The 25,856-nt window shown below is 71.1% G+C and carries 24 protein-coding genes and 1 tRNA gene; 10 read left to right on the forward strand and 15 right to left on the reverse strand.

All coding sequences use genetic code 11. The features are described 5' to 3' along the window. Positions 1–4: 4 nt before the first annotated feature. Positions 5–3,496 carry a DNA polymerase III subunit alpha gene (gene dnaE, locus ACFQZY_RS01455; RefSeq protein ID WP_377411721.1) on the reverse strand — a complete coding sequence of 1,164 codons (3,492 nt, stop codon included), beginning with the start codon at positions 3,494–3,496 and terminating at the stop codon, positions 5–7. Positions 3,497–3,552: 56 nt separating this feature from the next. On the opposite strand from dnaE, the gene ACFQZY_RS01460 reads away from it, so the two are divergent. Further along, positions 3,553–4,290, forward strand: a complete 738-nt coding sequence (locus ACFQZY_RS01460; protein WP_377411723.1) for a sulfurtransferase — start codon at positions 3,553–3,555, stop codon at positions 4,288–4,290. 13 nt (positions 4,291–4,303) lie between these two features. On the opposite strand, the gene ACFQZY_RS01465 is transcribed toward ACFQZY_RS01460, so the two are convergent. From ACFQZY_RS01465 to ACFQZY_RS01485, 5 genes are all read right to left on the reverse strand, one after another. Beyond that, positions 4,304–4,999 (reverse strand): DUF599 domain-containing protein, encoded by a 696-nt coding sequence (locus tag ACFQZY_RS01465; RefSeq protein ID WP_377411725.1) that lies wholly within the window; start codon positions 4,997–4,999, stop codon positions 4,304–4,306. Positions 5,000–5,065: 66 nt separating this feature from the next. Then, positions 5,066–5,956 carry a pirin family protein gene (locus ACFQZY_RS01470; RefSeq protein WP_377411727.1) on the reverse strand — a complete coding sequence of 297 codons (891 nt, stop codon included), beginning with the start codon at positions 5,954–5,956 and terminating at the stop codon, positions 5,066–5,068. 16 nt (positions 5,957–5,972) lie between these two features. Continuing rightward, complete coding sequence (locus tag ACFQZY_RS01475; protein WP_377411729.1) at positions 5,973–6,533, reverse strand: flavodoxin family protein; 561 nt, start codon at positions 6,531–6,533, stop codon at positions 5,973–5,975. A 62-nt stretch (positions 6,534–6,595) separates the two neighbouring features. Beyond that, positions 6,596–7,021: a DoxX family protein gene (locus tag ACFQZY_RS01480; RefSeq protein ID WP_377411731.1), complete on the reverse strand. Its 426-nt coding sequence runs from the start codon at positions 7,019–7,021 to the stop codon at positions 6,596–6,598. Between the two features lie 44 nt (positions 7,022–7,065). Continuing rightward, the gene (locus ACFQZY_RS01485; RefSeq protein WP_377411733.1) at positions 7,066–7,767 is read right to left on the reverse strand and encodes a pirin family protein; all 702 of its coding nucleotides are present in this window, start codon (positions 7,765–7,767) and stop codon (positions 7,066–7,068) included. Positions 7,768–7,884: 117 nt separating this feature from the next. Between ACFQZY_RS01485 and ACFQZY_RS01490 the strand changes: the two genes are divergently transcribed. From ACFQZY_RS01490 to trmB, 4 genes are read left to right on the forward strand one after another with little or no spacing between them, the layout of a single operon-like run. Further along, positions 7,885–8,835: a LysR substrate-binding domain-containing protein gene (locus tag ACFQZY_RS01490; protein WP_377412610.1), complete on the forward strand. Its 951-nt coding sequence runs from the start codon at positions 7,885–7,887 to the stop codon at positions 8,833–8,835. Between the two features lie 18 nt (positions 8,836–8,853). Continuing rightward, positions 8,854–9,951: an NAD(P)/FAD-dependent oxidoreductase gene (locus ACFQZY_RS01495; RefSeq protein WP_377411735.1), complete on the forward strand. Its 1,098-nt coding sequence runs from the start codon at positions 8,854–8,856 to the stop codon at positions 9,949–9,951. Positions 9,952–9,975: 24 nt separating this feature from the next. Beyond that, on the forward strand, positions 9,976–10,884 hold the full coding sequence (gluQRS, locus tag ACFQZY_RS01500) for a tRNA glutamyl-Q(34) synthetase GluQRS (RefSeq protein WP_377411737.1): 909 nt from the start codon (positions 9,976–9,978) through the stop codon (positions 10,882–10,884). Next, positions 10,881–11,597, forward strand: a complete 717-nt coding sequence (trmB, locus tag ACFQZY_RS01505) for a tRNA (guanosine(46)-N7)-methyltransferase TrmB (protein ID WP_377411739.1) — start codon at positions 10,881–10,883, stop codon at positions 11,595–11,597. Before gluQRS ends, trmB begins: the two co-directional genes overlap by 4 nt. Here the strand turns inward: trmB and ACFQZY_RS01510 are convergent, their stop codons facing one another. The 4 genes from ACFQZY_RS01510 to alaS form a co-directional block, all read right to left on the reverse strand. After that, the gene (locus tag ACFQZY_RS01510) at positions 11,598–12,893 is read right to left on the reverse strand and encodes a hypothetical protein (RefSeq protein ID WP_377411741.1); all 1,296 of its coding nucleotides are present in this window, start codon (positions 12,891–12,893) and stop codon (positions 11,598–11,600) included. It lies immediately after the preceding gene. A 67-nt stretch (positions 12,894–12,960) separates the two neighbouring features. Next, entirely contained in the window at positions 12,961–13,410 is a 450-nt protein-coding gene (locus ACFQZY_RS01515) for a CesT family type III secretion system chaperone (protein WP_377411743.1), read from the reverse strand. Positions 13,411–13,582: 172 nt separating this feature from the next. Continuing rightward, positions 13,583–14,377 (reverse strand): dienelactone hydrolase family protein, encoded by a 795-nt coding sequence (locus ACFQZY_RS01520; RefSeq protein WP_377411745.1) that lies wholly within the window; start codon positions 14,375–14,377, stop codon positions 13,583–13,585. Between the two features lie 95 nt (positions 14,378–14,472). Then, positions 14,473–17,109: an alanine--tRNA ligase gene (gene alaS / locus ACFQZY_RS01525; RefSeq protein WP_377411747.1), complete on the reverse strand. Its 2,637-nt coding sequence runs from the start codon at positions 17,107–17,109 to the stop codon at positions 14,473–14,475. A gap of 146 nt (positions 17,110–17,255) precedes the next feature. On the opposite strand from alaS, the gene ACFQZY_RS01530 reads away from it, so the two are divergent. The 3 genes from ACFQZY_RS01530 (at position 17,256) to ACFQZY_RS01540 (ending at position 20,688) form a co-directional block, all read left to right on the forward strand. Then, positions 17,256–18,734, forward strand: a complete 1,479-nt coding sequence (locus ACFQZY_RS01530) for an NAD-dependent succinate-semialdehyde dehydrogenase (protein WP_377411749.1) — start codon at positions 17,256–17,258, stop codon at positions 18,732–18,734. Between the two features lie 31 nt (positions 18,735–18,765). Next, positions 18,766–19,683, forward strand: coding sequence for a cysteine synthase A (gene cysK, locus ACFQZY_RS01535; protein WP_377411750.1), 918 nt, complete (start codon positions 18,766–18,768; stop codon positions 19,681–19,683). A gap of 156 nt (positions 19,684–19,839) precedes the next feature. Next, complete coding sequence (locus ACFQZY_RS01540; protein ID WP_377411752.1) at positions 19,840–20,688, forward strand: small-conductance mechanosensitive ion channel; 849 nt, start codon at positions 19,840–19,842, stop codon at positions 20,686–20,688. Positions 20,689–20,695: 7 nt separating this feature from the next. On the opposite strand, the gene ACFQZY_RS01545 is transcribed toward ACFQZY_RS01540, so the two are convergent. Both ACFQZY_RS01545 and ACFQZY_RS01550 read right to left on the reverse strand, forming a co-directional pair. After that, a complete protein-coding gene (locus tag ACFQZY_RS01545) occupies positions 20,696–21,001 on the reverse strand; it encodes an addiction module antidote protein (RefSeq protein ID WP_377411754.1) in 306 nt (101 codons plus the stop codon). A 6-nt stretch (positions 21,002–21,007) separates the two neighbouring features. After that, complete coding sequence (locus tag ACFQZY_RS01550; protein WP_377412612.1) at positions 21,008–21,304, reverse strand: type II toxin-antitoxin system RelE/ParE family toxin; 297 nt, start codon at positions 21,302–21,304, stop codon at positions 21,008–21,010. Positions 21,305–21,411: 107 nt separating this feature from the next. Between ACFQZY_RS01550 and ACFQZY_RS01555 the strand changes: the two genes are divergently transcribed. Continuing rightward, a tRNA-Gly gene (locus ACFQZY_RS01555) sits at positions 21,412–21,485 on the forward strand. A gap of 24 nt (positions 21,486–21,509) precedes the next feature. On the opposite strand, the gene ACFQZY_RS01560 is transcribed toward ACFQZY_RS01555, so the two are convergent. From ACFQZY_RS01560 to ACFQZY_RS01570, 3 genes are all read right to left on the reverse strand, one after another. Next, on the reverse strand, positions 21,510–22,769 hold the full coding sequence (locus ACFQZY_RS01560; protein ID WP_377411756.1) for a putative Na+/H+ antiporter: 1,260 nt from the start codon (positions 22,767–22,769) through the stop codon (positions 21,510–21,512). A gap of 218 nt (positions 22,770–22,987) precedes the next feature. Then, the gene (locus ACFQZY_RS01565; protein WP_377411758.1) at positions 22,988–23,779 is read right to left on the reverse strand and encodes a substrate-binding domain-containing protein; all 792 of its coding nucleotides are present in this window, start codon (positions 23,777–23,779) and stop codon (positions 22,988–22,990) included. 34 nt (positions 23,780–23,813) lie between these two features. Then, a complete protein-coding gene (locus ACFQZY_RS01570; RefSeq protein ID WP_377411760.1) occupies positions 23,814–24,788 on the reverse strand; it encodes a Bug family tripartite tricarboxylate transporter substrate binding protein in 975 nt (324 codons plus the stop codon). Between the two features lie 114 nt (positions 24,789–24,902). Between ACFQZY_RS01570 and ACFQZY_RS01575 the strand changes: the two genes are divergently transcribed. After that, the gene (locus ACFQZY_RS01575; RefSeq protein ID WP_377411762.1) at positions 24,903–25,817 is read left to right on the forward strand and encodes a LysR family transcriptional regulator; all 915 of its coding nucleotides are present in this window, start codon (positions 24,903–24,905) and stop codon (positions 25,815–25,817) included. Positions 25,818–25,856 lie beyond the last annotated feature (39 nt).

Here is a 25,856-nt window from a genome sequence, read left to right on the forward strand (position 1 = left end):
CCTCTCAGGCCTCGTAGACGATCTGCGCCTGCCCCTGGTCCGCCTGGGCCATCCAGCTGGCCAAGGCGGCGTCGCTGGGGAAGAAGCGGGCCTCCTCGCCGAGCAGCAGTTCGGCCACCGCCTGCTCGCGGCGCACGGCCAGGCGCACCGGCAGGCCGCGCACCAGTTCGCCCTGCTCACTCTCGATGCGCTGCGGCGGGAACTCACGCACCAGGCGGTGGATGTCGGGCGCGCGCCCGTTGACGGCCACCTTCAGGTACTTGCCGAAGCGGCAGCGCGCGGTGGCCAGGTCCCAGACCTGCTGCACGTTCAGGCGGAAGCCGCCGGAAAAGCGATCCGGCTGCATCTTGGCCATGACGATCACCAGCTCGTCGTCCTTGAGCAGGTTGCGGCTGGCGTTGATGACGGACTCGTCGGCCACCGCCTCGATCATCCCGGACTTGTCATCGAGCTTGAAGATCGCGACCTTGCCGCGCTGGCCGTTGATCACCCGCAGGTCGCTGATGATGCCGGCGATCAGCTGCGGCTCGCGCGAGTCGATCAGGTCGTCGATGGTGCGCCGGGCGAAGCGGCGCACCTCGGCGGCCACCTCGTCGAACAGGTGGCCCGAGAGGTAGAAGCCCACCGCCGTCTTCTCGAAGGTGAGGCGCTCCTTCACGCCCCAGGGCGTGGCCTCCACCAGGTCGGGCTCGGTGGTGCTGGCGCCATGCGTGTCGTCGCCCAGGTCGAACAGGCCGCCCTGGTTGGCGTTGGCCTCGGCGGCGATGGCGAACTCCCAGGCGCGGTCGATGCTGGCCACCAGGGAGGCGCGATTGAGCTGGATCGCGTCGAAAGCGCCGGCCTTGATCAGGGCCTCCACCGTGCGCTTGTTGATGCGGCTGCGGTCTATGCGCTTGACGAAGTCGAACAGGCTCGTGAACGGCCCGCTCTCGGAGCCGGAGGGGCCGCTGCCCTTGCCTTCGCGCGCCGCCACGATCGCCTCGATGGCCGACTGGCCCGTGCCCTTGACCGCGCCCAGGCCGTAGCGGATCACCTTGTCCGTGACCGGCTCGAAGCGGTAGACGCCGCGGTTCACGTCCGGCGGCTCGAAGGTGATGCCGAAGTTCTTGACCGCGTCCTCGAACAGCACCTTGAGCTTGTCGGTGTCGTCCATTTCCACGGTCATGTTGGCGCAGAAGAACTCCGCCGTGTAATGAACCTTGAGCCAGCCCGTGTGGTACGCCAGCAGCGAGTAGGCGGCGGCGTGCGACTTGTTGAAGCCGTAGCCGGCGAACTTCTCCATCAGGTCGAAGATCTCGTCGGCCTTCTCCTGCGGGATGTCGTTCTTGGCCGCGCCGGCGCGGAAGATCTGCCGGTGCTCGGCCATCTCCTCGGCCTTCTTCTTGCCCATGGCCCGGCGCAGCAGGTCGGCGCCGCCGAGCGAGTAGCCGCCCAGGATCTGCGCGGTCTGCATCACCTGCTCCTGGTAGACCATGATGCCGTAGGTCTCGGAGAGCATGTCGGCCACCAGGGGGTGCGGGTACTCCACTTCCTCGCGCCCGTGCTTGCGGGCCACGAAGCTGGGGATCAGGTCCATCGGGCCCGGGCGGTACAGCGCGTTCAGGGCGATGAGGTCTTCCAGGCGGGTGGGCCGGGCGTCGCGCAGCATGCCCTGCATGCCGCGGGATTCGAACTGGAACACCGCCTCGGTCTTGCCGTCGGAGAACAGCTTGTAGGTGGCGGCGTCATCGAGCGGGATGTTCTCGAACGCGAAGTTCTCCTGGCCCTTGTGGCGCTTCATGATGAACTCGCGCGCGATCTCCAGGATCGTGAGCGTGGCCAGGCCCAGGAAGTCGAACTTCACCAGGCCGGCGGCCTCCACGTCGTCCTTGTCATACTGGCTCACCGCGGAATCGGAGCCGGGCTGCTGGTACAGGGGCGTGAAGTCGGTCAGCTTGCCCGGGGCGATCAGCACGCCGCCGGCGTGCATGCCGACGTTGCGCGTCAGGCCCTCGAGCTTCTTGGCCAGGCCGATCAGGGTCTTGACCTCGTCCTCCTTCTCCAGGCGCTCGGCCAGGATCGGCTCCTGCTCGATGGCGCCGTCGATGGTGATGTGCTGGCCGGGCTTCTGCGGCACCAGCTTGCTGATGCCGTCGCAGAAGGTGTAGCTCATGTCCAGCACGCGGCCGACGTCGCGGATGGCGGCCTTGGCCGCCATGGTGCCGAAGGTGGCGATCTGGGACACGGCGTCGCGGCCGTACTTGTCCTTCACGTACTCGATGACCCGGTCGCGGTTGCCCTGGCAGAAGTCGATGTCGAAGTCGGGCATCGACACCCGCTCCGGGTTCAGGAAACGCTCGAACAGCAGGTTGTACTGCAGCGGGTCGAGGTCGGTGATCTTCAGCGCGTAGGCGACCAGCGAGCCGGCGCCGGAGCCCCGGCCCGGGCCCACCGGGCAGCCGTTGTTCTTGGCCCAGTTGATGAAGTCGCCCACGATCAGGAAGTAGCCCGGGAACCCCATCTTGAGGATGGTGCTGATCTCGAACTCCAGGCGCTCCACGTAGCGGGGCATTTCCTTTTCGCGCTGCGCCTCGTCGGGGTAGAGGTGCGCCATGCGCTCCTTCAGGCCCTCGTGCGAGGCGAAGCGGAAGTACTCCTCCATCGGCATGCCGTTGGGCGTCGGGAAGTGCGGCAGGCGCGGCTTGCCCAGCTCCAGGGTCAGGCTGCAGCGGCGGGCGATCTCCACCGTGTTGGCGATGGCCGAGGGCACGTCGGCGAACAGCGCCTCCATCTGGGCGCTGGACTTGAAATACTGCTCGCGGGTGAACTTGCGCACGCGGCGCTGGTTGCCCAGGATCTCGCCCTCGGAGATGCACACGCGCGCCTCGTGGGCCTCGTAGTCGTCCTCGGTGAGGAACTGGATCGGGTGGGTGGCGACCACGGGCAGGTGCAGCTTGGCGGCCAGTTGCACCGCGGCGGCCACATGGGCCTCGTCGTCGGCGCGGCCGGCGCGCTGCAGCTCGATGTAGAAGCGGTGCGGGAACACGCCCGCCAGCGCCAGCGCCGCCTGGCTGGCGCGGTGCGCGTCGCCCTGCACCAGGGCCTGGCCCACCGGCCCGGCCTGCGCGCCGGACAGCGCGATCAGCCCCTCGCCCAGCTCCTGCAGCCACTCGAGCTTGCACACGGCCTGGGCCTTGACCACGTTGGCGGTCCAGCCGCGGGCCAGGATCTCGCACAGGTTCAGGTAGCCCTGGCGGCTTTGCACCAGCAGCACGATGCGCGAGACCTGGGCGGCGTCCTTGCCCAGGCCCTGGAGCATGACCTCGGCGCCCAGCACCGGCTTGACGCCCGTGCTGCGGCCGGCCTTGTAGAACTTGATGCCGCCGAACAGGTTGTTCAGGTCGGTGATGGCCATGGCCGGCTGGCCATCGGCCGCTGCGGCCTTCAGGGTGTCGTCGATGCGGCAGGTGCCGTCGACCACGGAGAACTCGGAATGCAGGCGCAGGTGGACGAACATAGCCTGCGATTGTAGGAAGTCGCCGGGGGTTGACCCCGCCTAAAATCCGTGGCCTCGTGCCTGAAATCCTCAACGTTTCCGCCTACAAGTTCGTCGAACTCGACGACTGCCCCGCCCTGCGCGAGCGCCTGCTCGCCGACGCCCTGGCCTGCGGCCTGAAGGGCACCATCCTGCTGGCCACCGAGGGCATCAACCTGTTCCTGGCCGGCGAGGCGCAGGCCCTGCGCGGCTTCCTGGCGCGCCTGCAGTCCGACCCGCGCCTGGGCGGCCTGCCGGTCAAGGAGAGCTGGTCGGCCCACCAGCCGTTCCGCAAGATGCTGGTGAAGGTCAAGCGCGAGATCATCCGCATGAACCACCCCACCATCCGCCCGCAGGACGGCCGCGCCCCGGCGGTCGACGCGCTCACCGTGCGCCGCTGGCTGGACCAGGGGCATGACGACGCCGGCCGCCCGGTGGTGACGCTGGACACGCGCAACGCCTTCGAGGTGGACCACGGCACCTTCGAGGGCGCGATCGACTGGCGCATCACCAAGTTCAGCGACTTCCCGCAGGCCGTGCAGGACCACCGCGCCGACCTCGAGGGCAAGACCGTGGTGAGCTTCTGCACCGGCGGCATCCGCTGCGAGAAGGCCGCGATCTACCTGCAGGAGGCCGGCCTGGACAACGTGTGGCAGCTCGAAGGCGGCATCCTGCGCTACTTCGAGGAAGCCGGCGGCGCCCATTACCGGGGCGGCTGCTTCGTGTTCGACGAGCGCGAGGCGCTCGACCCGGCGCTCGCGCCCGCCCGCGACTGAGCCCGCGGCGGGCTCAGCCCCGCAGGACGGTGAGCACCTGCGAGTGGAACTCGCGCCCGTACAGCACCGCGACCACCAGCGCCGCGCCGACCGCGAAGGCCAGCGGCGAGACGAACCAGGCGATGGCGGCGAAGGCGAAGTAGTAGGCCCGCACGCCGTCGTTGAACGACTCCGCGGCCATGCCCACGAGGGCCGCGCCCTGGTCCGCCACCGCCTCGCGGTCCTTGCGGCCGGCCGCGAACTCGCCGGGCGCAGGCATGGCACCCAGCATCAGAGCGGCGAAGGTGTACTGGCGGATCGACCAGGTGAAGCGGAAGAACGCGAAGGTGAAGATCACCAGCAGCAGCACCAGCTTCAGGTCGAACTGCAGCATGTTGGTGCGGGCGGCGAAGGGCAGCTCGCGCACCACCTCGGCGGCCTTGTCGGTGGTGCCCAGGAGCGCCAGCAGGCCGCCGATGATGATGATGGTGGTCGAGGCGAAGAACGAGGGGCTGGAGGACAGGCTCTGCACGATCACGCCGTCGACCACGCGCGGATCGCGCTGGGTGGCCTGGAACAGCCAGGCGCGGCGCCAGCGGTTGGTGATCGCCAGCAGGGTCTGGCCGCGCGCGCTCGCGGCGCGCGAGTACCAGGCATAGCCCCACCAGACGGCGATGAACCAGGCCAGCGCGAGCCAGTCGTACCAGGGGAAGACGTCGGTCAGGGACATGCCGCGCATCATAGAGGCGCGGCATGCCTCCTCACGTGCCGGCACGCGTCGGCCGGCCCGCGGCGCTCAGAGCGGCGGCGCCTGCACGAAGCGCTGCGCCGGCAGGGGGATGGATTCGGTCTCGCCCGGCACCGGCGCGAAGCGGCCGGCCTCCCAGTCGGCCGCGGCCTGGTGGATCCGCTCGGGGCGGGAGTGGACGAAGTTCCACCACATGTGGCGCGGGCCCAGCGGCTCGCCGCCGACCACCGCGATGCGGCTGGCGTCGCGCGCCTCGATGCGCGTCCCCTGCCCGCCCTCCAGCACGCGCATGCGCCGCGCGGCCAGCGGCTGGCCGTCGACCACCGCCTCACCTTCGACCAGGTACAGCGCCAGCTCGGTCGCTACGGCGGGCAGGTCCAGCGTGGCGCCGGCGGGCAGCTGCAGGTCCAGGTAGGTGGTGGGCGATTCGGGTCGCACCGGCGAGCGCGCGCCGAAGGCCTCGCCCACCAGCACGCGCACCCGGGCGCCGCCCAGGTCCAGCACGGGGATGGCAGCCGCCGGCGTGTGGGTAAAGGCCGGCTCGGCCTCCTCCAGCGCCTCGGGCAGGGCCACCCACAGCTGCAGGCCGTGCACCACCATCTCGGTCTGGCGCAGCGCCTGCGGACGGCGCTCGGAGTGCACGATGCCGCGCCCGGCGCGCATCCAGTTGATGGCGCCGGGCTCGATCAGTTGTTCGCAGCCGAGGCTGTCGCGATGCATCATCGCGCCCTCGTACAGGTAGGTCACGGTGGCCAGGCCGATGTGCGGGTGCGGCCGCACATCATGGCTGGCGCCCGGGACCTGGGTCACCGGGCCGAAATGGTCGAAGAAGACGAAGGGCCCCACGCTGCGGCGGCGCGCCGCCGGCAGCAGGCGGCGCACGGTGAAGCCACCGCCCAGGTCCTTGTCGTGTCCCGTCAGTTCGAGCCCGGTGGACATGGCCGTCACCCGGGCCTTACTTGGCCCACTTGCGGGCGACTTCCGCCACGCGGGCGCCGAACTGGCGCGAGGTCTCGAGGTCGCCGGGCAGCATCTCGGCCACCGAGGCGTCGGAGGGCGTGGTGGCCATGGCGCCGGCGGAGGCGCCCATCCAGTTCACGTCGTTGCGGGTGGCGGCCTTGCTGTTGGACGGCATCATGCCGGTGCCGACCCACACGCCGCCGTGCTGCATGGCCAGCGTCATGAAGTAGCTCATGGTGCTGTTCTTGTCGCCGTTGGTGCTGGCGCTGTTGGTGAAGCCGGCGAAGACCTTGTTCTTCCAGGCCTGGGTGAACCAGGCCTTGGAGGAGGCGTCGGCGAACTTCTTGAACTGCCAGCTCGCGCCGCCCATGTAGGTCGGCGAGCCGAAGATGATGGCGTCGGCGTTCAGCAGCTGGTCCCAGCCGCCTTCGGGCAGGTTGCCCTCGGCGTCGATGGCCACCAGGTGGGCGGTGGCGCCGGCGCCTTCGGCGACGGCCTGGGCCTGGCGCTGGGTGTGGCCGTAGCCGGAGTGGTAGACGATAGCGATGGATGCCATGGTTCTTGTCCTGAGTCAGTGGGTGATGGAAAGTGCCCCGGGGGGCGGAAATGGGTGGCGCGTCAATCGCGCTTGAGGCGGGCGTCCAGGCTGAAGCCGCCGGCGCCGAAGGCCGCGAAGGCGAGCAGGCCGCCGGCGATGCCCAGGTTCTTGAAGAACATGATCTGCTGGATCATGACCTTGTCCGCCGGCATGGCCCAGTAGTTGTGGAAGAACACGCCGGCCACGACGGTGAAGGCCGCCAGCACCAGGGCCACCAGGCGCGTGCGGTAGCCCGCCAGCAGCAGCAGGCCCAGGCCCAGCTCCACGATGATGGCGATGGCGACGCCGAGCTGCGGCATCGGCAGGCCGACCGAGGCGATGTAGCCGGCGGTGCCCTCGAAGCCGCCGATCTTGCCGTAGCCGGCGGGCACGAAGAGCGCGGCCAGCAGGATGCGGCCAGCCAGGCTCAAGAGGTCCTGCAGCTTGTCGTTGGGGGAAGCGGTCACGGTGTTTCTCCTTGGAATGAAGTTGAAAGGAAAAGAGGGAAGGGTCAGGCGGGCAGGTCGAACACCAGCACCTCGGCCTCGCGGCCGGCGGCCAGGCGCACGGCCTGCTCGCCTTCGAGCTTGGCGGCGTCGCCGCCCTTGAGGGGCGTGCCGTTGACGGTGAGCTCGCCGCGCACCAGGTGCACGTAGGCCTTGCGGCCGGCGGCCAGGGGGAGTTCGGCGGACTCGGCGCCGTCGAACAGGCCGGCATGCAGGCGGGCGTCGGCATGGATCGTCACGCTGCCCTGCGCGCCGTCGGGCGAGGCGACCAGGCGCAGGCGGCCGCGCTTGTCGGCCTCGGCGAAGGTCTTCTGCTCGTAGCTCGGGGCGATGCCGGTCTCGTTCGGCTCGATCCAGATCTGCAGGAAATGCGTCACCTGGGCCGGCGCGTGGTTGAACTCGCTGTGCATCACGCCGGAGCCCGCGCTCATGCGCTGGACGTCGCCGGGCGGGATGCCCTTGACGTTGCCCATGCTGTCCTTGTGCGCGAGGTTGCCCTCGAGCACGTAGCTGATGATCTCCATGTCGCGGTGACCATGCGTGCCGAAGCCGGTGCCCGGGGCGATGCGGTCCTCGTTGATCACGCGCAGCGGGCCGAAGCCCATGTGCGCGGGGTCGTAGTAGCCGGCGAAGGAGAAGCTGTGGTACGAGTCGAGCCAGCCGTGGTTGGCGTGGCCGCGGTCCTGGGATTTGCGCAGGGTCAACATGTCCGGTCTCCTTTCGTGCTGGGGTGCGTTGGCGTCCCGATGGAGGGACTGTAGGGGCCGGCCCCGCCTCCCGGAGCCTCCGCGTTTGATGGCATCATTCAAAAAAACTGAATGCCCATGCCCAGCCCGCGCGAAGTCCTCACCCCGGAGACCCTGGCCCTGCTGCAGGCGGTGGCGCGGGCCGGCAGCTTCGCTGCCGCGGCGCGCGAGCTGGGGCTGGTGCCCAGCGCGGTGACCTACCGGGTGCGCCAGGTGGAGGACGCGCTGGACGCCCTGCTGTTCGACCGCGCCTCGCGCCAGGCCCGCCTGACGCCCGCCGGCACCGAACTGCTGCGCGAGGGAGAGCGCCTCCTGGGCGAGGTGGACGCGGTGGCCAACCGGGTGCGCCGCGTGGCCACCGGCTGGGAGTCGCAGCTCACGATCGCGGTGGACACCATCATCTCCTGCAGCACGGTGATGGAGCTGGCCCACGACTTCTTCGAGGTGGCGCCGCAGACCCGCCTGCGCCTGCGCGACGAGGCGCTCTCGGGCACGCTGGAGGCGCTGGTCTCCGGCCAGGCCGACCTGGCGCTGGGCGTGTCGCTGGAGGCCGGCACCGCGCCCGGCATCCGCAGCCAGGTCCTGGGCGAGATCGGCTTCGTGTTCGCCGTGGCGCCGCACCACCCGCTGGCCCGCGCGCCCGGGCCGCTGGACGACGACCTGCTGGTCAAGCACCGCGCCGTCGCGGTGGCCGACTCGGTCACGCGCGGCAGCGGCATGACCCTGGGCCTGCTGGCGGGGCAGGACGTGCTCACCGTGCCCACCATGCGCGCCAAGCTCGACGCCCAGCTGCGCGGGCTGGGCGCGGGCTTCCTGCCCGAGCCGCTGGCGCGCCCCTACATCGAGTCGGGCCGGCTGGTCGAGCGCCCGGTGCGCCGCCCGGACCGCCTGACCCGCACCAGCTACGCCTGGCGCGACACCGGCGGCCTCGGTCCCGGGCTGGCGCTCCAGTGGTGGCTCGACCGCCTCGAAACACCGGCCACCCGCCGAGCCCTCCTGGATCGCCCGGGTGGCCCCACCCTGCCGTGATGACACAATCGACCGACCATGCCGCGCAAGACCTCCAAGACCCTCGCCTCGCCCGCCGCTGACACGGCGGTCTCCAACCCCCCGCGCCGCATCGCCGTCATCGGCGCGGGCGTCGCCGGCCTGGCCTGCGCCCGCACCCTGGCGCAGGCGGGGCACGAGGTCATCGTGTTCGAGAAGAGCCGCGGCTTCGGCGGCCGCATGGCCTGCCGGCAGACGCCCTTCGGCGGCTTCGACCACGGCGCCCAGTACTTCACCGTGCGCGACGAGCGCTTCGAGCGCGTGCTCCAGCTCACGCCCGGCCTGGTGCGCCCCTGGAGCGCCAACGCGGTGCGCGTGCTGGACCCGCATGGCCGCGTGGCAGAGGCCGCGCGCACCGGCGTCGAGGCGCACTGGGTGCCGGTCCCCGGCATGAACGCGCTGGCGCGCGCCTGGGCCCAGCCCCTGGCCGACGCCGGCCGGGTGCACCTGGAGACCCAGGCCACCCGCATCGAGCGCGACGCCATCGACCAGGCCCGCTGGCAGCTGCACACCGCCGGCCCCGGCGACACGGTGCATGTGCACTCCGGCTTCGACCAGGTGCTGCTGGCCATCCCCTCGGTGCAGGCGGCGGACCTGCTGCGCGCCTCCTCGCTGGCGCCCGATTTCGTCAAGCGCATCGGCCAGGTGCAGGTTGCGCCGTGCTGGACGCTGATGGTCGCCTTCCCGCAGGCCCAGCAGCCCGGCATGTTCCACCTCGGGCCGCAGTGGAATGCGGCCATGAGCACGCACCACCGCATCACCTGGCTCTCGCGCGAGTCGTCCAAGCCCGGGCGCGCGCTGATCGAGCGCTGGACGGTGCAGGCCAGCCCGGAGTGGTCGCTCGAGCACCTGGAGGACGACCCCCAGCGCGTGGCCGCCAAGCTGCTCAAGGGCTTCGCCGAGGTCACCGGCATCCGCGCCGAGCCGACCCATGCCCAGGTGCACCGCTGGCGCTTCGCCAAGACCCAGGTGCCGCTGGGCCAGTCCTTCCTGTGGGATGCGAAGTCCGGCCTGGGCGTGTGCGGCGACTGGTGCCTGGGCCACCGCGTCGAGGACGGTTTCGTCTCCGGCCTGGAGCTCGCCCTGGCCGCGGCCTGAGGCCGCCGAGCGCCTGCGCGGGCCTTGAGCTACACCGGCCGCTTCGCCCCCTCCCCTACCGGCGCGCTGCACGCCGGCTCGCTGGTCGCCGCGCTGGCCAGCTGGCTGGACGCGCGCGCCCACGGCGGGCGCTGGCTGGTGCGCATCGAGGACGTGGACACGCCGCGCTGCGTGCCCGGCGCCGACCGCGAGATCCTGCGCCAGCTCGCCGCCTGCGGCCTGGTTCCCGACGCGCCGCCGGTGTGGCAGTCGGCCCGCGGCGCGCACTACCAGGCGGCCCTGGACCGGCTCGCCGCCGCCGGCCTGGCCTATCCCTGCGGCTGCTCGCGCAAGGACATCGAGCAGGCCCTGCAGGCGGCCGGCCATGCCCGCGAGCGCCACGGCGAGCTGGTCTACCCCGGCACCTGCCGCGACGGCCTGCACGGCAGGCCCGCGCGGGCCTGGCGCTTCCTCACCCGCGACGCCGGCACCCTCGAATGGACCGACCGCCGCCTCGGCCCGCAGCGCCAGGACCTGGCCCGCGAGGTCGGCGACTTCGTGCTGCGCCGGGCCGACGGCCTGTGGGCCTACCAGCTCGCGGTGGTGGTGGACGACGCCGACCAGGGCATCACCGACGTCGTGCGCGGCGAGGACCTGGCCGACAACACCGCGCGCCAGGTGGCCCTGCAGCGCGCGCTGGGCCTGCCCACGCCGCGCTACCTGCACACGCCGCTGGTGCTGGGCCCCAACGGCGAGAAGCTGTCCAAGCAGAACGGCGCCGCACCGCTGGACCTGGCCGACCCGCTCCAGCGGCTGCGCGAGGCCGGGGCCTGCCTCGGCCTGGACATCGCCGGCGCGCACGCCGCGGCATCCGCCACCGCCGCCACCGGCACCCGCATCGCCGCCTGGCTCGCCGCGGCGACCCGCGCCTGGGCCGCGACAATACGGGGATGACTGATTCCAAGGAAACGCCCGAGGGGACCCCTCCCGAAGGCGTGCAGCACCCCCGCACCATCCGCAGCTTCGTGCGCCGCGCCGGCCGCACCACCACCGGCCAGGCCAAGGCGTTCGAGGTCTACGGCCCGCAGTTCCTGCTGCCCTACACCGGCCAGCCGCTGGACTTCACCGCCGCCTTCGGCCGACCCGCCCCCACCATCCTGGAGATCGGCTTCGGCATGGGCGAGGCCACGGCCCACATCGCCGGCGTCCGCCCGCAGGACAACTTCCTGTGCTGCGAGGTGCACGAGCCGGGCGTCGGCGCGCTGCTCAAACGCATCGGCGAGCAGGGCCTGACCAACATCCGCATCTGCGCGCACGACGCGGTGGAAGTCGTCGACCACATGCTGCCCGAGGGCAGCCTGGCCGGCATCCACGTGTTCTTCCCCGACCCGTGGCACAAGCTTCGCCACAACAAGCGCCGCCTGATCCAGCCGCCGCTGGTGGCCCGCCTCGCGAAGCGCCTGGCGCCCGGCGGCTACTTCCACTGCGCCACCGACTGGGAGCCCTACGCGCAGCAGATGCTCGAGGTGCTGGGCGCCGAGCCGCTGCTGAAAAACACCGCCGAGGGCTTCGCGCCCAAGCCGGACTACCGCCCCCTCACCAAGTTCGAGAACCGCGGCCTGAAGCTGGGCCACGGGGTGTGGGACGTGGTGTTCCGGCGAGCCTGATCAGGCGTCACGCATCACCCGCCGGTCCGGCGCGCCCTCCCCCAGCAGCCGGGGCGCGGGATGCACCCGCACTGGCGCGGCCTCCTCGTCGGCCACCGCCTCGGTCAGGAAGTCGCCGGACTGTGGCGGCAACTCGGCCAGCGCGCTGCGGTGCCTGGCCAGCGTCCCCAGCGCCCGCTGCGGATCGATCAGCGCCCAGGCCACCGCCGACAGCGCCGGCGCCAGGTGCTGCGGCGCCATCAGCGTCAGCGCCACGCTGGTGTCGAGGAACAGGGCATTGAAGAACAGCCGCAGGCTGGCGCGGTCGCGCAGGTTCTCCGTGAGCCGGCGCACCGCGTCGAGGCAGCGCCCCGACTCGGGCCGCGCCGCCGCACCCGGTTGGGGCGGCGCCAGGGCCTCGTCGGTGGCCAGGCCCCGGGCCCCCAGGACGGCGGCGTCGATCGCCGTCGCGGCCAGGGTCTGCAGGCCCTCGATCAGGGCGATGCCCACCCCCACCGACAACGACGACAGGTAGTGGTCCAGCCACGGCCCCTCGCCGAAGGCGGGCGGCTCGGCCACGCCGAGGGACTCGGCCACCCGCGGCATCACGTGGGCGCTGACGCCCCACACCGCCAGGGCATAGGGCACCAGGGCCGGCACCGTCATGCCGCCCAGGGTCGCCAGCCCCCGGGCCGGCGCCTGCGGCCCCGCCAGCAGGGCGTGCTGGTACGCGAGGGTGCCGGGGGCCACCGTGCGGCCGTCCGGCCCCGCCAGCCGCGTCGGCAGCGCCATGCCGGCGCTCAGGTCCGCCGCCACGTCCGAGACCAGGCCCTGCACCACCCGCCCGGCATTGATGGCGAGCAACTGGGCGCCCAGGCGCTGCGCGTCGCGGTCGCCGCACAGGGCCACCGTCGCGGGCACGAGCGAGGCCGCCAGGGCCAGCGAGGTCCCGATGGCCTTGCAGGTGCGGCCGACGGCCTGCGGCCGGCCCGGCGCCTGCGCCGCCGCCCGCACGCCCTCGACGGCGACCTCGACCCCGCGCACCATGCCCAGCCCCGAGGCGCCGATCACCAGCCCGTTGGCCACCACGCCGGCGGTGCGCGGGCCGGTGGCCGAGCAGGCGTAGGTGCCGGCCTTGGCGAGCAGGCCGACCATCAGCACACCGAAGGTATGCAGGCAGCCCCGCACGCCGGCGCGGGCGACGGTGGCCAGCGAGCGGCCGAGGGGCACGGGCACGCCGGAGGGCGGCTCGGGCGGGTCGTCCGGCACCTGCCATGGCTGCGGGGCCGCGAGGGCGGGTCTGTCGTTGCGGATCATGGGCATGCTCCCGGGTTGGAAACGGCGGAATCGGGTATCGGCGGCCGCGGGGCCGGGCCTCGGCCTGTCAGGCCAGGTCGGCGGGGACGGGGTGCGCGTCCTGCGGCGGAAAGGGGTCGTCGCGCCAGCGCGCCACCGCCTCGGTGATGGCGCCGAGGCTGCGGCCCAGGCCCCCGGGATCCGCCTCGGTGAGCCGGAAGCCCTGGTGGTACATGACATGCCCCGTGGTGGGGTCGAGGCCGAACGCCGGCGAGCGCTCGCCCAGCATCAGGAAGTTGGACTCGAGCAGCACGCGGAAGGCCTCGGCCTGGCGCTGCACGGGCGGCGGCCCGAAGTCCACCAGCATCACCGCCGCCGCGGCGTCCCCGGCGCGCGCCTGCACCAGGCCGATGCGCACGCCCTGGTAGTCGAGGCTGAAGGTCGGCGGCCCCTCGCCCTCCGGCTCCAGCCGGGGCGCGGCCACGCCCGCCGCCGCGCAGACCTGGCGGCAGAAATCCTCGAAGTGCTGTGATGGCATGCGCAGGCCCTCCCCGGGCGACGGCTGTTGGACGTCCTGCGATGACGCAAAACGTATGCCTTTTCTCGTCGGGAGTCAGGCCGCCGCCAGCCTCGCACGCCAGCCTCGCACGCCAGCCTCGCACGCCAGCCCCACGCGCCGGACGCGAGCGCCGGACGCGGGCGCGACCGGCTCAGCGCAGGGCGGTGTCCAGCACCTCGGCCAGGCGACGGTAGGCCGCCTCACGGGCCGCCGGGTTCGGCCCCGTGTGCACGCCCATCTCCGGGCGCAGGCCGTTGGGAATGTCGGTGCGCAGCACCACCCGGCCCACCGGGGTGTCGAAGTCGTGGTAGCTGCCGGGGAATACATGGACCTCGGCGCCCACCGCCTGGCCCAGCTCCACGCAGGGGCCGGGCGGGGTCCAGTCGTCCAGCTCGCCAAGCATCAGCACCAGCGGCACGGCCGCCCGGTAGCCCGCGCGCAGCGAGGCGCCGCAGCCCGGGTAGAAGCCGACGGCCACGCGCGGCTGCACCGGGTGGCGGCGCACTTCCTCACGGTTCGCGTTGGTCGTGGCCAGCAGCGTGCTGCCGCCATGCGACCACCCGAGCAGCGCGATGCGGTTCGCGTCGCTCCCCGGCTGGCCCGCGGCCCAGGCCATGGCGGCCTGGGCGTCGGCGCGGCGTCCGCCGGGGTCGATGCGGCGCTCGGCGAATTTCTGCGCGCACAGGGAATCGATGCCGCGCGGGCGCAGGCTGTCGGGAAACACCGCCAGGTAGCCGCGGGCCTGCAGCCACTCGCCCATGGCGTGGTGCCGCGGGTTGAGCCGCCCGGCCCGTGCGCCCGCCCGGGCATACAGGCCGCCGCAGCCATGCAGGGCCACCACCGCGCCGCGCGGCGGGCCCTCGGGGCGGTAGACCCAGGCCTGCAGGGGCGTGCCGTCCAGGCTGTCGAAGGCGACGGCTTCGGGCTCGGCGGCCCGGGCGCCCATGGCGGCGGCGAGGCCGCAAAGAAAAAGCCCCGCGGCCAGGCAGGCACGCAGGGCTCGGGGCGTTCGCGCGGAGGGTCGCATCACGCCGCGGGGGCTCAGGCGCGCTCGGCCACCCAGGCCTGCACCGACTGCAGCGCCGCCGGCAGGGCCGCGGCGTCGGTGCCGCCGGCCATGGCCATGTCGGGCTTGCCGCCCCCCTTGCCGCCGACCTGCTGCGCGACGAAGTTCACCAGCTCGCCGGCCTTGACCTTGCCCATGCTGTCGGCAGTGACGCCGGCGGCGATCTGTACCTTGCCGCCGTCGACGGCCGCCAGCACGATGGCCGCGGTCTTGAGCTTGTCCTTGAGCTTGTCCATGGTGTCGCGCAGCGTCTTGGCGTCGGCGCCCGCCAGGGTGGCGGCCAGCACCTTGATGCCCTTGACGTCCACCGCCTGGGAGACGAGCTCGTCGCCCTGCGAGGAGGCCAGCTTGCCCTTGAGGGCGGCGACTTCCTTCTCCAGCGCGCGGACCTGCTCCAGCACCTGGCCGAGGCGCGACTGCAGCTCGGTGGCCGGCGCCTTGAGCGTGGCGGCGGCGGCATTCACCGTGGCCTCGACCTGCTGCAGGTAGGCCAGCGCGTTGGCGCCGGTGACGGCCTCGAGGCGGCGCACGCCGGCGGCCACGCCGGACTCGGCCACCACCTTGAACAGGCCGATGTCGCCGGTGCGCGCGACGTGGGTGCCGCCGCACAGCTCGCGGCTGGTGCCGATGTCCAGCACGCGCACGGTGTCGCCGTACTTCTCGCCGAACAGCATCATCGCGCCGGTGGCCTTGGCGGACTCGATGTCCATCACGCGGGCCTGGGTGGCGTGGTTGTCCAGGATCTCGGCATTCACGCGGGCCTCGATCTCGCGGATCTGCGCCGCGGTGACGGGGGCGTTGTGGGTGAAGTCGAAGCGGGTCTTGTCGGCGTCGACCAGCGAGCCCTTCTGCTGCACGTGGTCGCCCAGCACCTCGCGCAGGGCCTTGTGCATCAGGTGCGTGACCGAGTGGTTGCGCATGGTGGCGGCGCGGCGGGCCATGTCGACCTGGGCCGTCACCGCGTCGCCCACGGCCAGCGTGCCCTCGGCGACGGTGCCGTGGTGGCCGAAGACGTCGGCCTTGATCTTCTGGGTGTCGTCCACGGTGAAGCGGGCCGAGCCGGCGACGAGGGCGCCGGCATCACCCACCTGGCCGCCGCTCTCGGCGTAGAAGGGGGTGGTGTCCAGCACCACCACGCCGACCTGGCCGGCCTTGATGTCGGCCACGGGCGTGCCGTCGACGTACAGAGCCAGCACCTTCGCGGGGGCCTCGAGCTTCTCGTAGCCGATGAAGGTGTTGCCGGCGCCGGTGTACTCCAGCGCGCGGTCCATCTTGAACTTGCCGGCGGCGCGGCCGGCGGCCTTCTGCTTTTCCATCGCCGCGTGGAAGCCGGCCTCGTCCACCGACACGTCGCGCTCGCGGCAGACGTCGGCCGACAGGTCCAGCGGGAAGCCGTAGGTGTCGTGCAGCTTGAAGGCCACCTCGCCGGGCAGGACCTTGGCGCCGTCCTTCAGGGCGGCGTCGAGGATGTCCATGCCGTTCTCGAGCGTCTCGAAGAAGCGCTCTTCTTCCGCCTTCAGCACCTCGGTGATGCGGGCGGCGTTGGCCTTCAGGCGCGGGTAGGCGTCGCCCATGAGGGCGACCAGGTCCGGCACCAGCTTGTGGAAGAAGGGCTGCTTGCGGCCCAGCTTGTAGCCGTGGCGGATGCCGCGGCGAATGATGCGGCGCTGCACGTAGCCGCGGCCTTCGTTCGACGGGATCACGCCGTCGGACACCAGGAAGGCGGTGGCGCGCACGTGGTCGGCGATCACGCGCAGCGAGGGGTTGGCCAGGTCGGTGACGCCGGTCTCGCGCGCGGCGGCCTTGATCAGCGTGTCGAACAGGTCGATCTCGTAGTTGCTGTGGACGTGCTGCAGGATGGCGGCCAGGCGCTCCAGGCCCATGCCGGTGTCCACGCAGGGCGCGGGCAGCGGGCGCAGCGAGCCATCGGGCTGCATGTCGAACTGCATGAACACGTTGTTCCAGATCTCGATGTAGCGGTCGCCGTCCTGCTCGGGGCTGCCGGGGGGGCCGCCGGCGACCTCGGGGCCATGGTCGTAGAAGATCTCGGAGCACGGGCCGCAGGGGCCGGTGTCGGCCATCATCCAGAAGTTGTCGGAGGCGTACTTGGCGCCCTTGTTGTCGCCGATGCGCACGACGCGTTCGGCGGGCAGGCCGATCTCCTTCGTCCAGATGTCGAAGGCCTCGTCGTCGTCGATGTAGACGGTGGCCCACAGGCGCTCGGCCGGCAGCTGGTAGACCTCGGTGAGCAGCTCCCAGGCCCACTTCAGCGACTCGCGCTTGAAGTAGTCGCCGAAGGACCAGTTGCCCAGCATCTCGAAGAAGGTGTGGTGGCGGGCGGTGTAGCCCACGTTCTCCAGGTCGTTGTGCTTGCCGCCGGCGCGCAGGCAGGCCTGGACCGAGGCCGCGCGCACATAGGGGCGCTTGTCGGTGCCGAGGAAGACGTCCTTGAACTGCACCATGCCGGAGTTGGTGAACATCAGCGTGGGGTCGTTGCCCGGCACCAGCGGGCTGGACTCGACCACCGTGTGGCCCTTGGCGGCGAAGAAGTCCAGGAAGGTCTTGCGGATGTCGGCGACGGTGATCGAGGGCTTGGCGTGGGTGGAGCTCATGGTCTGGGCGTGTCGTGGCCCGGGCGCGAGATGGCCCAGGCGAAGCCTGCGATTATAGGTTTCGCCCCTGCGCGTGCCGGCGCCGCCGGCAACCGGTCCGCGCCGGGCGCACAATGCGGCGCGAGACAGCCATCCAGGAGACACGAATGGACATGAAGACCTCCCCCCTCGCCCTGCTCAAGGACCCCAGCCTGCTCAAGACCGATGCCCTGGTCGGCGGCCGCTGGGTCCCGGGCGCCGGCCGCTTCGCGGTGCATGACCCGGCCACCGGCCACAAGCTGGCCGACGTGGCCAACCTCGGCCCCGCCGAGGCCGAGGCCGCCATCGCCGCCGCCGACGCCGCCTGGCCCGCGTGGCGCGCCAAGACCGCCAAGGAGCGCAGCATCCTCCTGCGCAAGTGGTTCGACCTGCTCATGGCGAACCAGGAGGACCTGGGCCGCCTCATGACCGCCGAACAGGGCAAGCCCTTCGCCGAGGCCAAGGGCGAGGTGGCCTACGCCGCCAGCTTCGTCGAGTGGTACGCCGAGGAGGCCAAGCGCATCAACGGCGAGACCCTCCCCCAGTTCGACAACAACCGCCGCCTGATGGTGGTGCGCCAGCCCATCGGCGTGTGCGCCGCGATCACGCCCTGGAATTTCCCGCTGGCCATGATCACCCGCAAGGTCGCGCCCGCCCTGGCCGCCGGTTGCCCGGTGGTGATCAAGCCCGCCGAGCTCACCCCGCTCACCGCCCTGGCCGCCGCCGAACTGGCGGTGCGCGCCGGCATCCCCGCCGGCGTCATCAACCTGGTCACCGCCGACGGCGCCAACAGCATCGCGGTCGGCAAGACCTTCTGCGCCAGCGACACGGTGCGCCACATCAGCTTCACCGGCTCCACCGAGGTCGGCCGCATCCTGATGGCGCAGAGCGCGCCCACGGTGAAGAAGCTGGCGCTGGAGCTGGGCGGCAACGCGCCCTTCATCGTCTTCGACGACGCCGACCTGGACTCCGCGGTCGAGGGCGCGATCGCCAGCAAGTACCGCAACGCCGGCCAGACCTGCGTCTGCGCCAACCGGATCTACGTGCAGGAGGGCGTGTACGACGCCTTCGTCGAGAAGTTCGCCGCCAGGGTGAAGGCCTTCAAGGTCGGCAACGGCTTCGAGGACGGCGTGGTGCAGGGCCCGCTGATCGAGGACGCGGCGCTGGAGAAGGTGCAGCGCCACGTGGAGGACGCGGTGGCCAAGGGCGGCCGCGTGGTCGCCGGCGGCAAGCGGCTGCACGGCCAGTTCTTCGAGCCCACCGTGGTGGCCGGCGCCACCGCCGACATGCTGTGCGCGCGCGAGGAGACCTTCGGCCCCTTCGCGCCGGTCTTCAAGTTCAAGACCGAGCAGGAGGCCATCGCCGCGGCGAACGACACCGAGTTCGGCCTGGCCAGCTACTTCTACAGCCGCGACGTCGGCCGCATCTTCCGCGTGAGCGAAGCGCTGGAGTACGGCATGGTGGGCATCAACGTGGGCATCATCGCCACCGAGCACGTGCCCTTCGGCGGCGTCAAGCAGTCCGGCCTGGGCCGCGAAGGCTCCGCGCACGGCATCGACGAGTACGTGGAGATGAAATACCTCTGCGTGGGCGATATCCTCAAGTAACCCGATCCACCCCCTCACGGAGACCCCCAGCATGAAGGCAGACAGCATCCTCGCCACCATCGGCGGCACCCCGCACATCCGCATCAACCGCCTGTTCGGCGGCGGCCACGAGGTGTGGGTGAAATCCGAGCGGGCCAACCCGGGCGGCTCGATCAAGGACCGCATCGCCCTGTCCATGGTCGAGGCGGCGGAGGCCAGCGGGCAGCTCAAGCCCGGCGGCACCATCATCGAGCCGACCTCGGGCAACACCGGCGTGGGCCTGGCTATGGTGGCCGCGGTCAAGGGCTACAGGCTGGTGCTGGTGATGCCAGACAGCATGTCCATCGAGCGCCGCCGCCTGATGCTGGCCTACGGCGCCACCTTCGACCTGACCCCGCGCGAAAAGGGCATGAAGGGCGCGATCGCCCGCGCCGAGGAACTCGCCGCGCAGACCCCGGGCGCCTGGATCCCGCAGCAGTTCGAGAACCCGGCCAACATCGACGTGCACGTGCGCACCACGGCGCAGGAGATCCTGGCCGACTTCCCCGAGGGACTGGACGCGATCATCACCGGCGTGGGCACCGGCGGACACATCACCGGCGTGGCCCAGGTGCTCAAGGCCAAGTGGCCGAAGCTCAAGGTCTTCGCCGTCGAGCCCGAGGCCTCGCCGGTGATCTCCGGCGGCCAGCCCGCGCCGCACCCGATCCAGGGCATCGGCGCCGGCTTCATCCCGAAGAACCTCAAGACCGAGCTGCTCGACGGCGTGATCCAGGTCGGCGCCGAGGAGGCGCGCGAATACGGCCGCCGCAGCGCCCGCGAGGAAGGCCTGCTGGTGGGCATCTCCTCGGGCGCGACGCTGGCGGCCATCGCCAAGAAGCTGCCCGAGCTGCCGGCCGGCAGCCGCGTGCTGGGCTTCAACTACGACACGGGCGAGCGTTACCTCTCGGTCGAGGGCTACCTGCCGGCCTGACCTGCCGGCCCCGGGTCGTGACGCGGCCGCCCTGGGCACCTGCCCGGGCGGCCGCGGCGCTTTCCGCCTCCTACATGCGCGGCGGGCGGCAGACGACGTCGCCCGTCGCCCGGCCTCGTGAAAGTGGCTGCCTCACCCGATGTACCGGAGGCTGCCATGGACACGACGATCATTTCCGACTGGGGCACCGCCCTCATGTCATCGCTGGCCGCAGCGATGGCGATGCTGTTCTCCGCGGTCCCCAAGATCCTGGGCTTCGTCGTCATCGTGCTGGCCGGCTGGCTGATCGCGTCGCTCGCGGAGCGGGCGGTGGCGGCGGTGCTCAGGGCGATCCATTTCAACGACCTGGCCGAGCGCTCGGGCTTTGCGGACTTCGTTCGAAAGATGGGCGCGGGCACCGACTCGTCCGGGATGATCGGGCTGGTGGCGAAGTGGTTCATCCGGCTGATCGCGCTGGTGGTGGCCTTCGACGCGCTGGGCCTGCCGGCGGTGTCCGAGGTGCTGCGCCAGCTGCTGCTGTGGCTGCCCAACGTGGTGGTGGCGCTGATGGTGCTGGTGATCGGCGGGCTGGCGGCGCGGGCGCTGTCGAACGTGGTGCGGGGCGCGGCGGCCGAGGGCGGCCTGGGCAACCCCGAGTTCCTGGCCAAGGTGGCCAACACCCTGGTGTGGGCCTTCGCCATCGTGGTGGCGGTCAACCAGATCGGCATCGCCACCGAGCTGGTGAACACGCTGTTCATGGCCTTCGTGGGGGCGATCGCGCTGGCGCTGGGGCTGTCGTTCGGGCTCGGGGGGCGGGACACGGCCGCCGAAGTCGTGCGCAGCTGGTGGGCGCGAGGACAGGCCAATCGCGAAGAGCTGGCACGGACCACGCAGGCGGCATCCAGCCGTGTGGGCTCGATGACAGCAGGCCCCCTGCCGGGCGGCCGCCAGGGCGGCGGCGGTGCTGGCACAGGCGGCGGCTTCCAGCCGACACCGGCGGGTCGGGAGTCGTCGGGCGAGATCTGAGCCGGACTCAGCGTTGGGTGGGCTGGACCACCAGGCGGACCCCCAAGGCCTGGCACACGCGGTGGATCGTGTCGAAGCGAGGATGCGAGGTGGGACGCAATGCCTTGTACAGAGCCTCTCGGGTCAGGCCCGATTGCTCGGCGACCACACTCATGCCCCGGGCACGGGCCACCACCCCCAGCGCATGGGTCAGTTCCGCCATGTCGCCTTCTTCCAGCACCAGGGTCAGGTAGTTGGCGATGTCCTCCTCCGACTTGAGCATCTCGGCCATGTCGAAGTCGGGCAGTTCGGAGACTTTGAGCTTTCGGGACATGGTCAACTACTCCTCGAGGGTGCGGGACAGGGCTATCGCCGCGCTGATATCGGCCTGCTGGGTGCCCTTGGAACCGCCGCCGAGCATCACCACCAGCACCTCGCCCCGTTCCACGTAGTACATGCGCCAGCCGGGGCCGAAGTGCTCGCGCATTTCCCAAACTCCTTCACCCACAGCGGCCACATCGCCCAGCAAGCCGCGCTGCGCCTTGTCCAAGCGACGCGCGAGGCGAATGCGGGTCATGCCATCCTTGATCCCGCTCATCCAGGCATCGAACTCCGGCGTGCGCTTGATGGCGAGGATGGACATAGTGTAATCACTTGTTCACACATGGACAACGCAGGAGAGTTGCACAAAGGTGCCGCCGCCGGATGCGCCTTCCGCCAGCCGGCTAGAATCGCGGCACTCCTGCGGGCGTCGTTCAATGGCAGGACCTGAGCTTCCCAAGCTCAAGACGTGGGTTCGATTCCCATCGCCCGCTCCACCCTCCGCGGCGGATGCGCCCCGGCTACAGCAGCCGGAACGCCAGCACGCTCACCAGCGTGGGCGGCAGCGCCGCCACCAGCAGCCCCAGCGGGTGCACCGCATTGCCCTCGAAATTCCCGCGCAGGATCGCCACGCCTGCGGGGTTCGGCGCATTGGCGATCACCGTCAGGCCGCCCCCCGTCACCGCACCCGCCACCAGCGCGATCTTGAATTCCTCCGTCAGGCCGTCGACCAGCGAGCCCAGGTAGGTGAGCGCCGCGTTGTCGGTGATGGCCGTCAGGGCGATGGAGCCGAAGAAGACGGTGGTGCCGTCCATGCCCATGAGCAACGGCTGCAGCCACCACTGCTGCTGCCCGCCCAGCACCACCAGCCCTGCGAGGAAGAACGCCACGAGCAACCCCTCCCGCAGGATCAGGGGCGACTGGTGGCGGCTGTACGCGGTCGCGAAGCCCAGGAAGAACAGCAGCAGCCCCATGAACATCGCAGGATGGTGCCCAAAGGCCACCACGCCGAGCAGGAACAGCAGGTGCACCAGCACCACCGGCCACGGCACCGGCGCTTCGGCCCGCGCGGGCCGGGCCGCCATGGCGCCGAGTTCACGCCGGAACAGGAGCATGGCGCAACCGGCGTTGACCACCACGGCCACCGCCGCCTTCCAGCCGAAATTGGAGACCATGAACCACAGGTCCCAGTCCCACTTGGCGGCGACCATCAGCACCGGCGGGGCCGCGAAGGGCGTGAGCGTCCCGCCGATGGAGATGTTCACGAACAGCACGCCGACCGTGGTGTATTTCAGCTTCCGCGACACGGGATGCGCGAACAGGGTGTGTCGCAAGGTCAGCGCCGCGAGCGTCATCGCCGCCGGCTCCGTGATGAACGACCCGAGCAGCGGCACCAGCGCCAGCAGCAGGAAGTACAGCGCCAGGCCTCTGTCCAGCGGGAGGAATCCAGCCACCACGCGCACCAGGCTCCCCGTCACCTGCAGGACGGCCCGCGTCCCCGCGATCACCATGATGGCGAACACGAACATCGGCTCGGTGAAGTTGCGGCTGTCCAGGTAGTTGGTGGCCTCGGCCTTCCCCGCCAGGACGAACATGAAGACCATGAGCACCATCGCCCAGAAGCCGAAGACGACCTCGACTTCACCGAGCAGGTGCCAGACCCCGGCATGCCGTGGGTGGCGGTGGGCGAGGCGCTCGAAGATGCGGGAGGAAAAGGTGTGCAGGACGGCCAGCCCGAAAAGGACGGCGCCGATGATCTGGAGGGACGTGGGTGAGGTCATGGTCGCGGCAAATCCGCGAGGCGGCCCGACCATCGCGACAACCTGCCGCCTCGCCCCAGCGCGAGACGGCACCCGCCGCAAGTTTAAGGCCTGTCAGCGAATTCCCCGGATCCGTGGAATTCGCTGGCAGGCCCTGGCGGCCACGCGCCGGGTTGGGCGAGTGGCCGCAGCGCCGCGCCCGCCACCCCGAACCCGGGGCGCGGGCCTGGCGGCCGACCTTACTTGTTGGCCACCGGGTCCAGCCCGGTGCCGCGCACGATGGTCGCCACGGACGCCGAGGACAGGAAGCGAAGCAGCTGGCGCGCCGCCTCAGCCTGCTCGGCGCCGCTGACGATCGCGCCCGAGAAGAAGATGGTCTGCTGCACCGACTCCGGCAGCGTGCCCACGAAGTCCAGCTCCTTGAAGTAGATCAGTTCGCTGACCTGCTGGAAGCCCAGCTCGGCGTCACCACGCGCCACCACGGCGCCCACGCGCTCGCTGAAGATGCGCTTGGCAGTCACGTCGGTGCGATGGGTCACGCCCAGCTTGGGAAACAGCTCGCTGGACAGGTAGGTGCCGCTGGCGCTGGCCGAGTAGGCGATGGACTTGGCTTCCAGGATCGTCTTCTTCAGCGCCTCGACGGTGCTGATGTCGGGCTTCGGCGTGCCCTTCTTCACCGCCACGCCGATCTGCGAGCGGGCCAGGTCGATGCGGCTGCCCGCGACCAGCTTGCCTTCCTTGACCAGGGCCTCCAGGCCGCCCTCGGACAGGATCGCCGCGTCGAAGCGCTCGCCACGGGCGAAGCGGCTCGGGATCGAGTCGGGCGCGTTGCCCACCGAGGCGCCGAAGGAGCTGACCACCTTGTGGCCGGTGGCCGCCTCGAACATCGGCACCAGCACCTTGTAGGCCTCGGTGAAGGCGCCCGAGGTGATCACCTTGATCTCGGCGGCGGACGCCAGTTGCGCGAACAGCAGCGAGCCGGCGAGGACCAGGAAGCGCGAACGCGCGGCGACGGAACGAAGGAATGCCATGGGGATGTCTCCGGGTGTTGTCGGTAGGGGGGGCTTATTCGCCCTTGATGTTCCGCTGCTTGATCACGCGGCCGTAGGTCGCGTACTCGGTGCGGATGGTCTTGTCCAGCTCCTCGCGGGTGCTGGGTTGCGGGGTCAGGCCGTGGGTATTGAGCTGTTCGATCACGTCGGGCGACTTGAGCACCTTGACGATCTCGGTGTTCCAGCGGTCCAGGGTGGCCTTGGGCACCTTGGACGAGGCCACGAAGGCATACCAGTTCGTGGCGCTGAAGCCCGGGAAGCCGGACTCGGCCACCGTCGGGACCTTGGGGTAGCTCGCCAGGCGCTGCGGGCCGGTGCTGGCCAGGGGGATCAGCTTGCCCGCGTCGATGTGGGGCTTGGCGGTGGAGACGGTCGAATAGTGGGCAGCCACGCGGCCGCCGAGCAGGTCCTGCATCGCCGGGGCGCCGCCCTTGTACGGCACGTGCAGCATGTCGACATCCGCGATGTCGTTGACCAGTTCGCCCGCCAGGTGCGAGGCCGAGCCGGGGCCGGTCGAGGCGAAGTCGATCTTGCCCGGGTTCTTGCGGGCGAAGGCGATGAACTCGGCGAAGGTCTTGTAGGGGGAGTTCGCGGGCACGACCAGCAGGTTGGGCGTGTTGATCGCCATGGCGATGGGCGCCAGGTCCTTCAGCGGGTCGTAGGTGACCTTCATCATGTGCGGCGCCAGCGCCAGCGGGCCGATGGAGCCGAGCAGGATGGTGCTGCCGTCGGCGGGGCCGTTGGCGACCAGCGAGTGGGCGATGTTGCCGCCCGCGCCGGGCTTGTTGTCGACGACGACGGTGGCGCCGATGTTCTCGCCCAGCTTCTTGGCGATGATGCGCGCCGCGGTGTCGGCCGCGCCGCCGGCGGCGAAGCCCACGGTCAGGGTGATGGTGGGCTTGGGCGGGAAGGCCTGGGCCATGGCGGCGGTGCCGGTCAGGGCGGCGAGCAGCACGGGCAGCAGGCGGAAGGTGGAGCGTCGGTTCATGGGGAGCCTCAGAAGGAGTGCGAGGGATGTGCAGGACGAAGCCCGGCGGGCATTCCGCGGATTCTGGGTGTCGGTGAAAATTGTGTAAATTGCAATTTTTCAAACTATTGCTGCATGACTCGCATCAATCTCGATCTCCAGGAGCTCTCGGCCTTCGTCGAGGTGGCCGAGTGCGCGAGTTTCCGCGCGGCCTCCGAGCGGCTGCACCTGTCGGCGCCCGCGCTGTCGCGGCGCATCGACAAGCTCGAACGCACGCTGGGCGCGCGGCTGCTCGAACGCACCACGCGCCGGGTGGCGCTGACGCCGGCCGGCCGCGCGTTCGTCGACCCCGCCCGCGATGCGCTGGACGCGCTGGAGCGCGCCGCCCTCGGCATCCAGGAGACCTCGCGGCTTCGCAGCGGCAAGGTCACCATCGCCTGCGTGCCCTCCACCACCTTCACCCTGGTGCCGCGCATGCTGCGGCTGTTCGCCGAGCGCCTGCCCGGCGTGCAGTTCCGCCTGCTCGACTCCACCGAGGCCCTGGTCACCCAGCACGTGATTGCCGGCGAGGCCGATTTCGGCATCGGCTTCATGCAGCGGCGCGCGCCGGAGGTCGACTTCACGCCCCTGAGCCGCGACCCGTACGTGGTGGCGGTGCCGCGCGGCCATGCGCTGGCCGGGCGCAAGCGCATCGGGTGGGCGCGACTGCAGAAGGAGCGCCTGATCACCGTCTCGCGCGCCAGCGGCAACCGGCCCTATGTCGACCAGCTGCTGCGGTCGGCCGGCGACCTGCCGCCGGTGTTCATCGAGGTGAACCGGGTGTCCACCGTCCTGAGCCTGGTGGAGGCCCGCCTGGGGCTGGGCCTGGTGCCGCGGATGTCGCTGCCCGAGACCCACCCGGGCCTCGTCGGCGTCGCGCTGGAGGGCGCCAGCGTGGAGCGCACCATCGGCGTGATGGCACGGCACGGGGCGCCGCTCAAGCCGGTGCCCCGGCTGGCGCTGGACCTGCTGCTGGAAAGCCTGGGGCAGGCGCCGCCAGGCGAAGACTGAACACCGTGTCCCCTGTCAAGCCGAAGCAGTCGCAGCGGC

Source organism: Ramlibacter sp. GCM10027632, assembly GCF_042675325.1.
In the GTDB taxonomy this organism is placed as follows: Bacteria; Pseudomonadota; Gammaproteobacteria; order Burkholderiales; family Burkholderiaceae_C; genus Ramlibacter.

Excerpts from the sequence above, each read along its gene's own strand:
- dnaE (WP_377411721.1), bottom strand. The coding sequence starts at position 3,496 with ATGTTCGTCCACCTGCGCCTGCATTCCGAGTTCTCCGTGGTCGACGGC.
- ACFQZY_RS01465 (WP_377411725.1), bottom strand. The coding sequence starts at position 4,999 with ATGTCCCTGACCGACGTCTTCCCCTGGTACGACTGGCTCGCGCTGGCC.
- ACFQZY_RS01470 (WP_377411727.1), bottom strand. The coding sequence starts at position 5,956 with ATGTCCACCGGGCTCGAACTGACGGGACACGACAAGGACCTGGGCGGT.
- ACFQZY_RS01475 (WP_377411729.1), bottom strand. The coding sequence starts at position 6,533 with ATGGCATCCATCGCTATCGTCTACCACTCCGGCTACGGCCACACCCAG.
- ACFQZY_RS01485 (WP_377411733.1), bottom strand. The coding sequence starts at position 7,767 with ATGTTGACCCTGCGCAAATCCCAGGACCGCGGCCACGCCAACCACGGC.
- ACFQZY_RS01490 (WP_377412610.1), top strand. The coding sequence starts at position 7,885 with ATGCCCAGCCCGCGCGAAGTCCTCACCCCGGAGACCCTGGCCCTGCTG.
- ACFQZY_RS01495 (WP_377411735.1), top strand. The coding sequence starts at position 8,854 with ATGCCGCGCAAGACCTCCAAGACCCTCGCCTCGCCCGCCGCTGACACG.
- trmB (WP_377411739.1), top strand. The coding sequence starts at position 10,881 with ATGACTGATTCCAAGGAAACGCCCGAGGGGACCCCTCCCGAAGGCGTG.
- ACFQZY_RS01510 (WP_377411741.1), bottom strand. The coding sequence starts at position 12,893 with ATGATCCGCAACGACAGACCCGCCCTCGCGGCCCCGCAGCCATGGCAG.
- ACFQZY_RS01515 (WP_377411743.1), bottom strand. The coding sequence starts at position 13,410 with ATGCCATCACAGCACTTCGAGGATTTCTGCCGCCAGGTCTGCGCGGCG.
- ACFQZY_RS01520 (WP_377411745.1), bottom strand. The coding sequence starts at position 14,377 with ATGGGCGCCCGGGCCGCCGAGCCCGAAGCCGTCGCCTTCGACAGCCTG.
- alaS (WP_377411747.1), bottom strand. The coding sequence starts at position 17,109 with ATGAGCTCCACCCACGCCAAGCCCTCGATCACCGTCGCCGACATCCGC.
- ACFQZY_RS01530 (WP_377411749.1), top strand. The coding sequence starts at position 17,256 with ATGGACATGAAGACCTCCCCCCTCGCCCTGCTCAAGGACCCCAGCCTG.
- cysK (WP_377411750.1), top strand. The coding sequence starts at position 18,766 with ATGAAGGCAGACAGCATCCTCGCCACCATCGGCGGCACCCCGCACATC.
- ACFQZY_RS01540 (WP_377411752.1), top strand. The coding sequence starts at position 19,840 with ATGGACACGACGATCATTTCCGACTGGGGCACCGCCCTCATGTCATCG.
- ACFQZY_RS01545 (WP_377411754.1), bottom strand. The coding sequence starts at position 21,001 with ATGTCCCGAAAGCTCAAAGTCTCCGAACTGCCCGACTTCGACATGGCC.
- ACFQZY_RS01560 (WP_377411756.1), bottom strand. The coding sequence starts at position 22,769 with ATGACCTCACCCACGTCCCTCCAGATCATCGGCGCCGTCCTTTTCGGG.
- ACFQZY_RS01565 (WP_377411758.1), bottom strand. The coding sequence starts at position 23,779 with ATGGCATTCCTTCGTTCCGTCGCCGCGCGTTCGCGCTTCCTGGTCCTC.
- ACFQZY_RS01570 (WP_377411760.1), bottom strand. The coding sequence starts at position 24,788 with ATGAACCGACGCTCCACCTTCCGCCTGCTGCCCGTGCTGCTCGCCGCC.
- ACFQZY_RS01575 (WP_377411762.1), top strand. The coding sequence starts at position 24,903 with ATGACTCGCATCAATCTCGATCTCCAGGAGCTCTCGGCCTTCGTCGAG.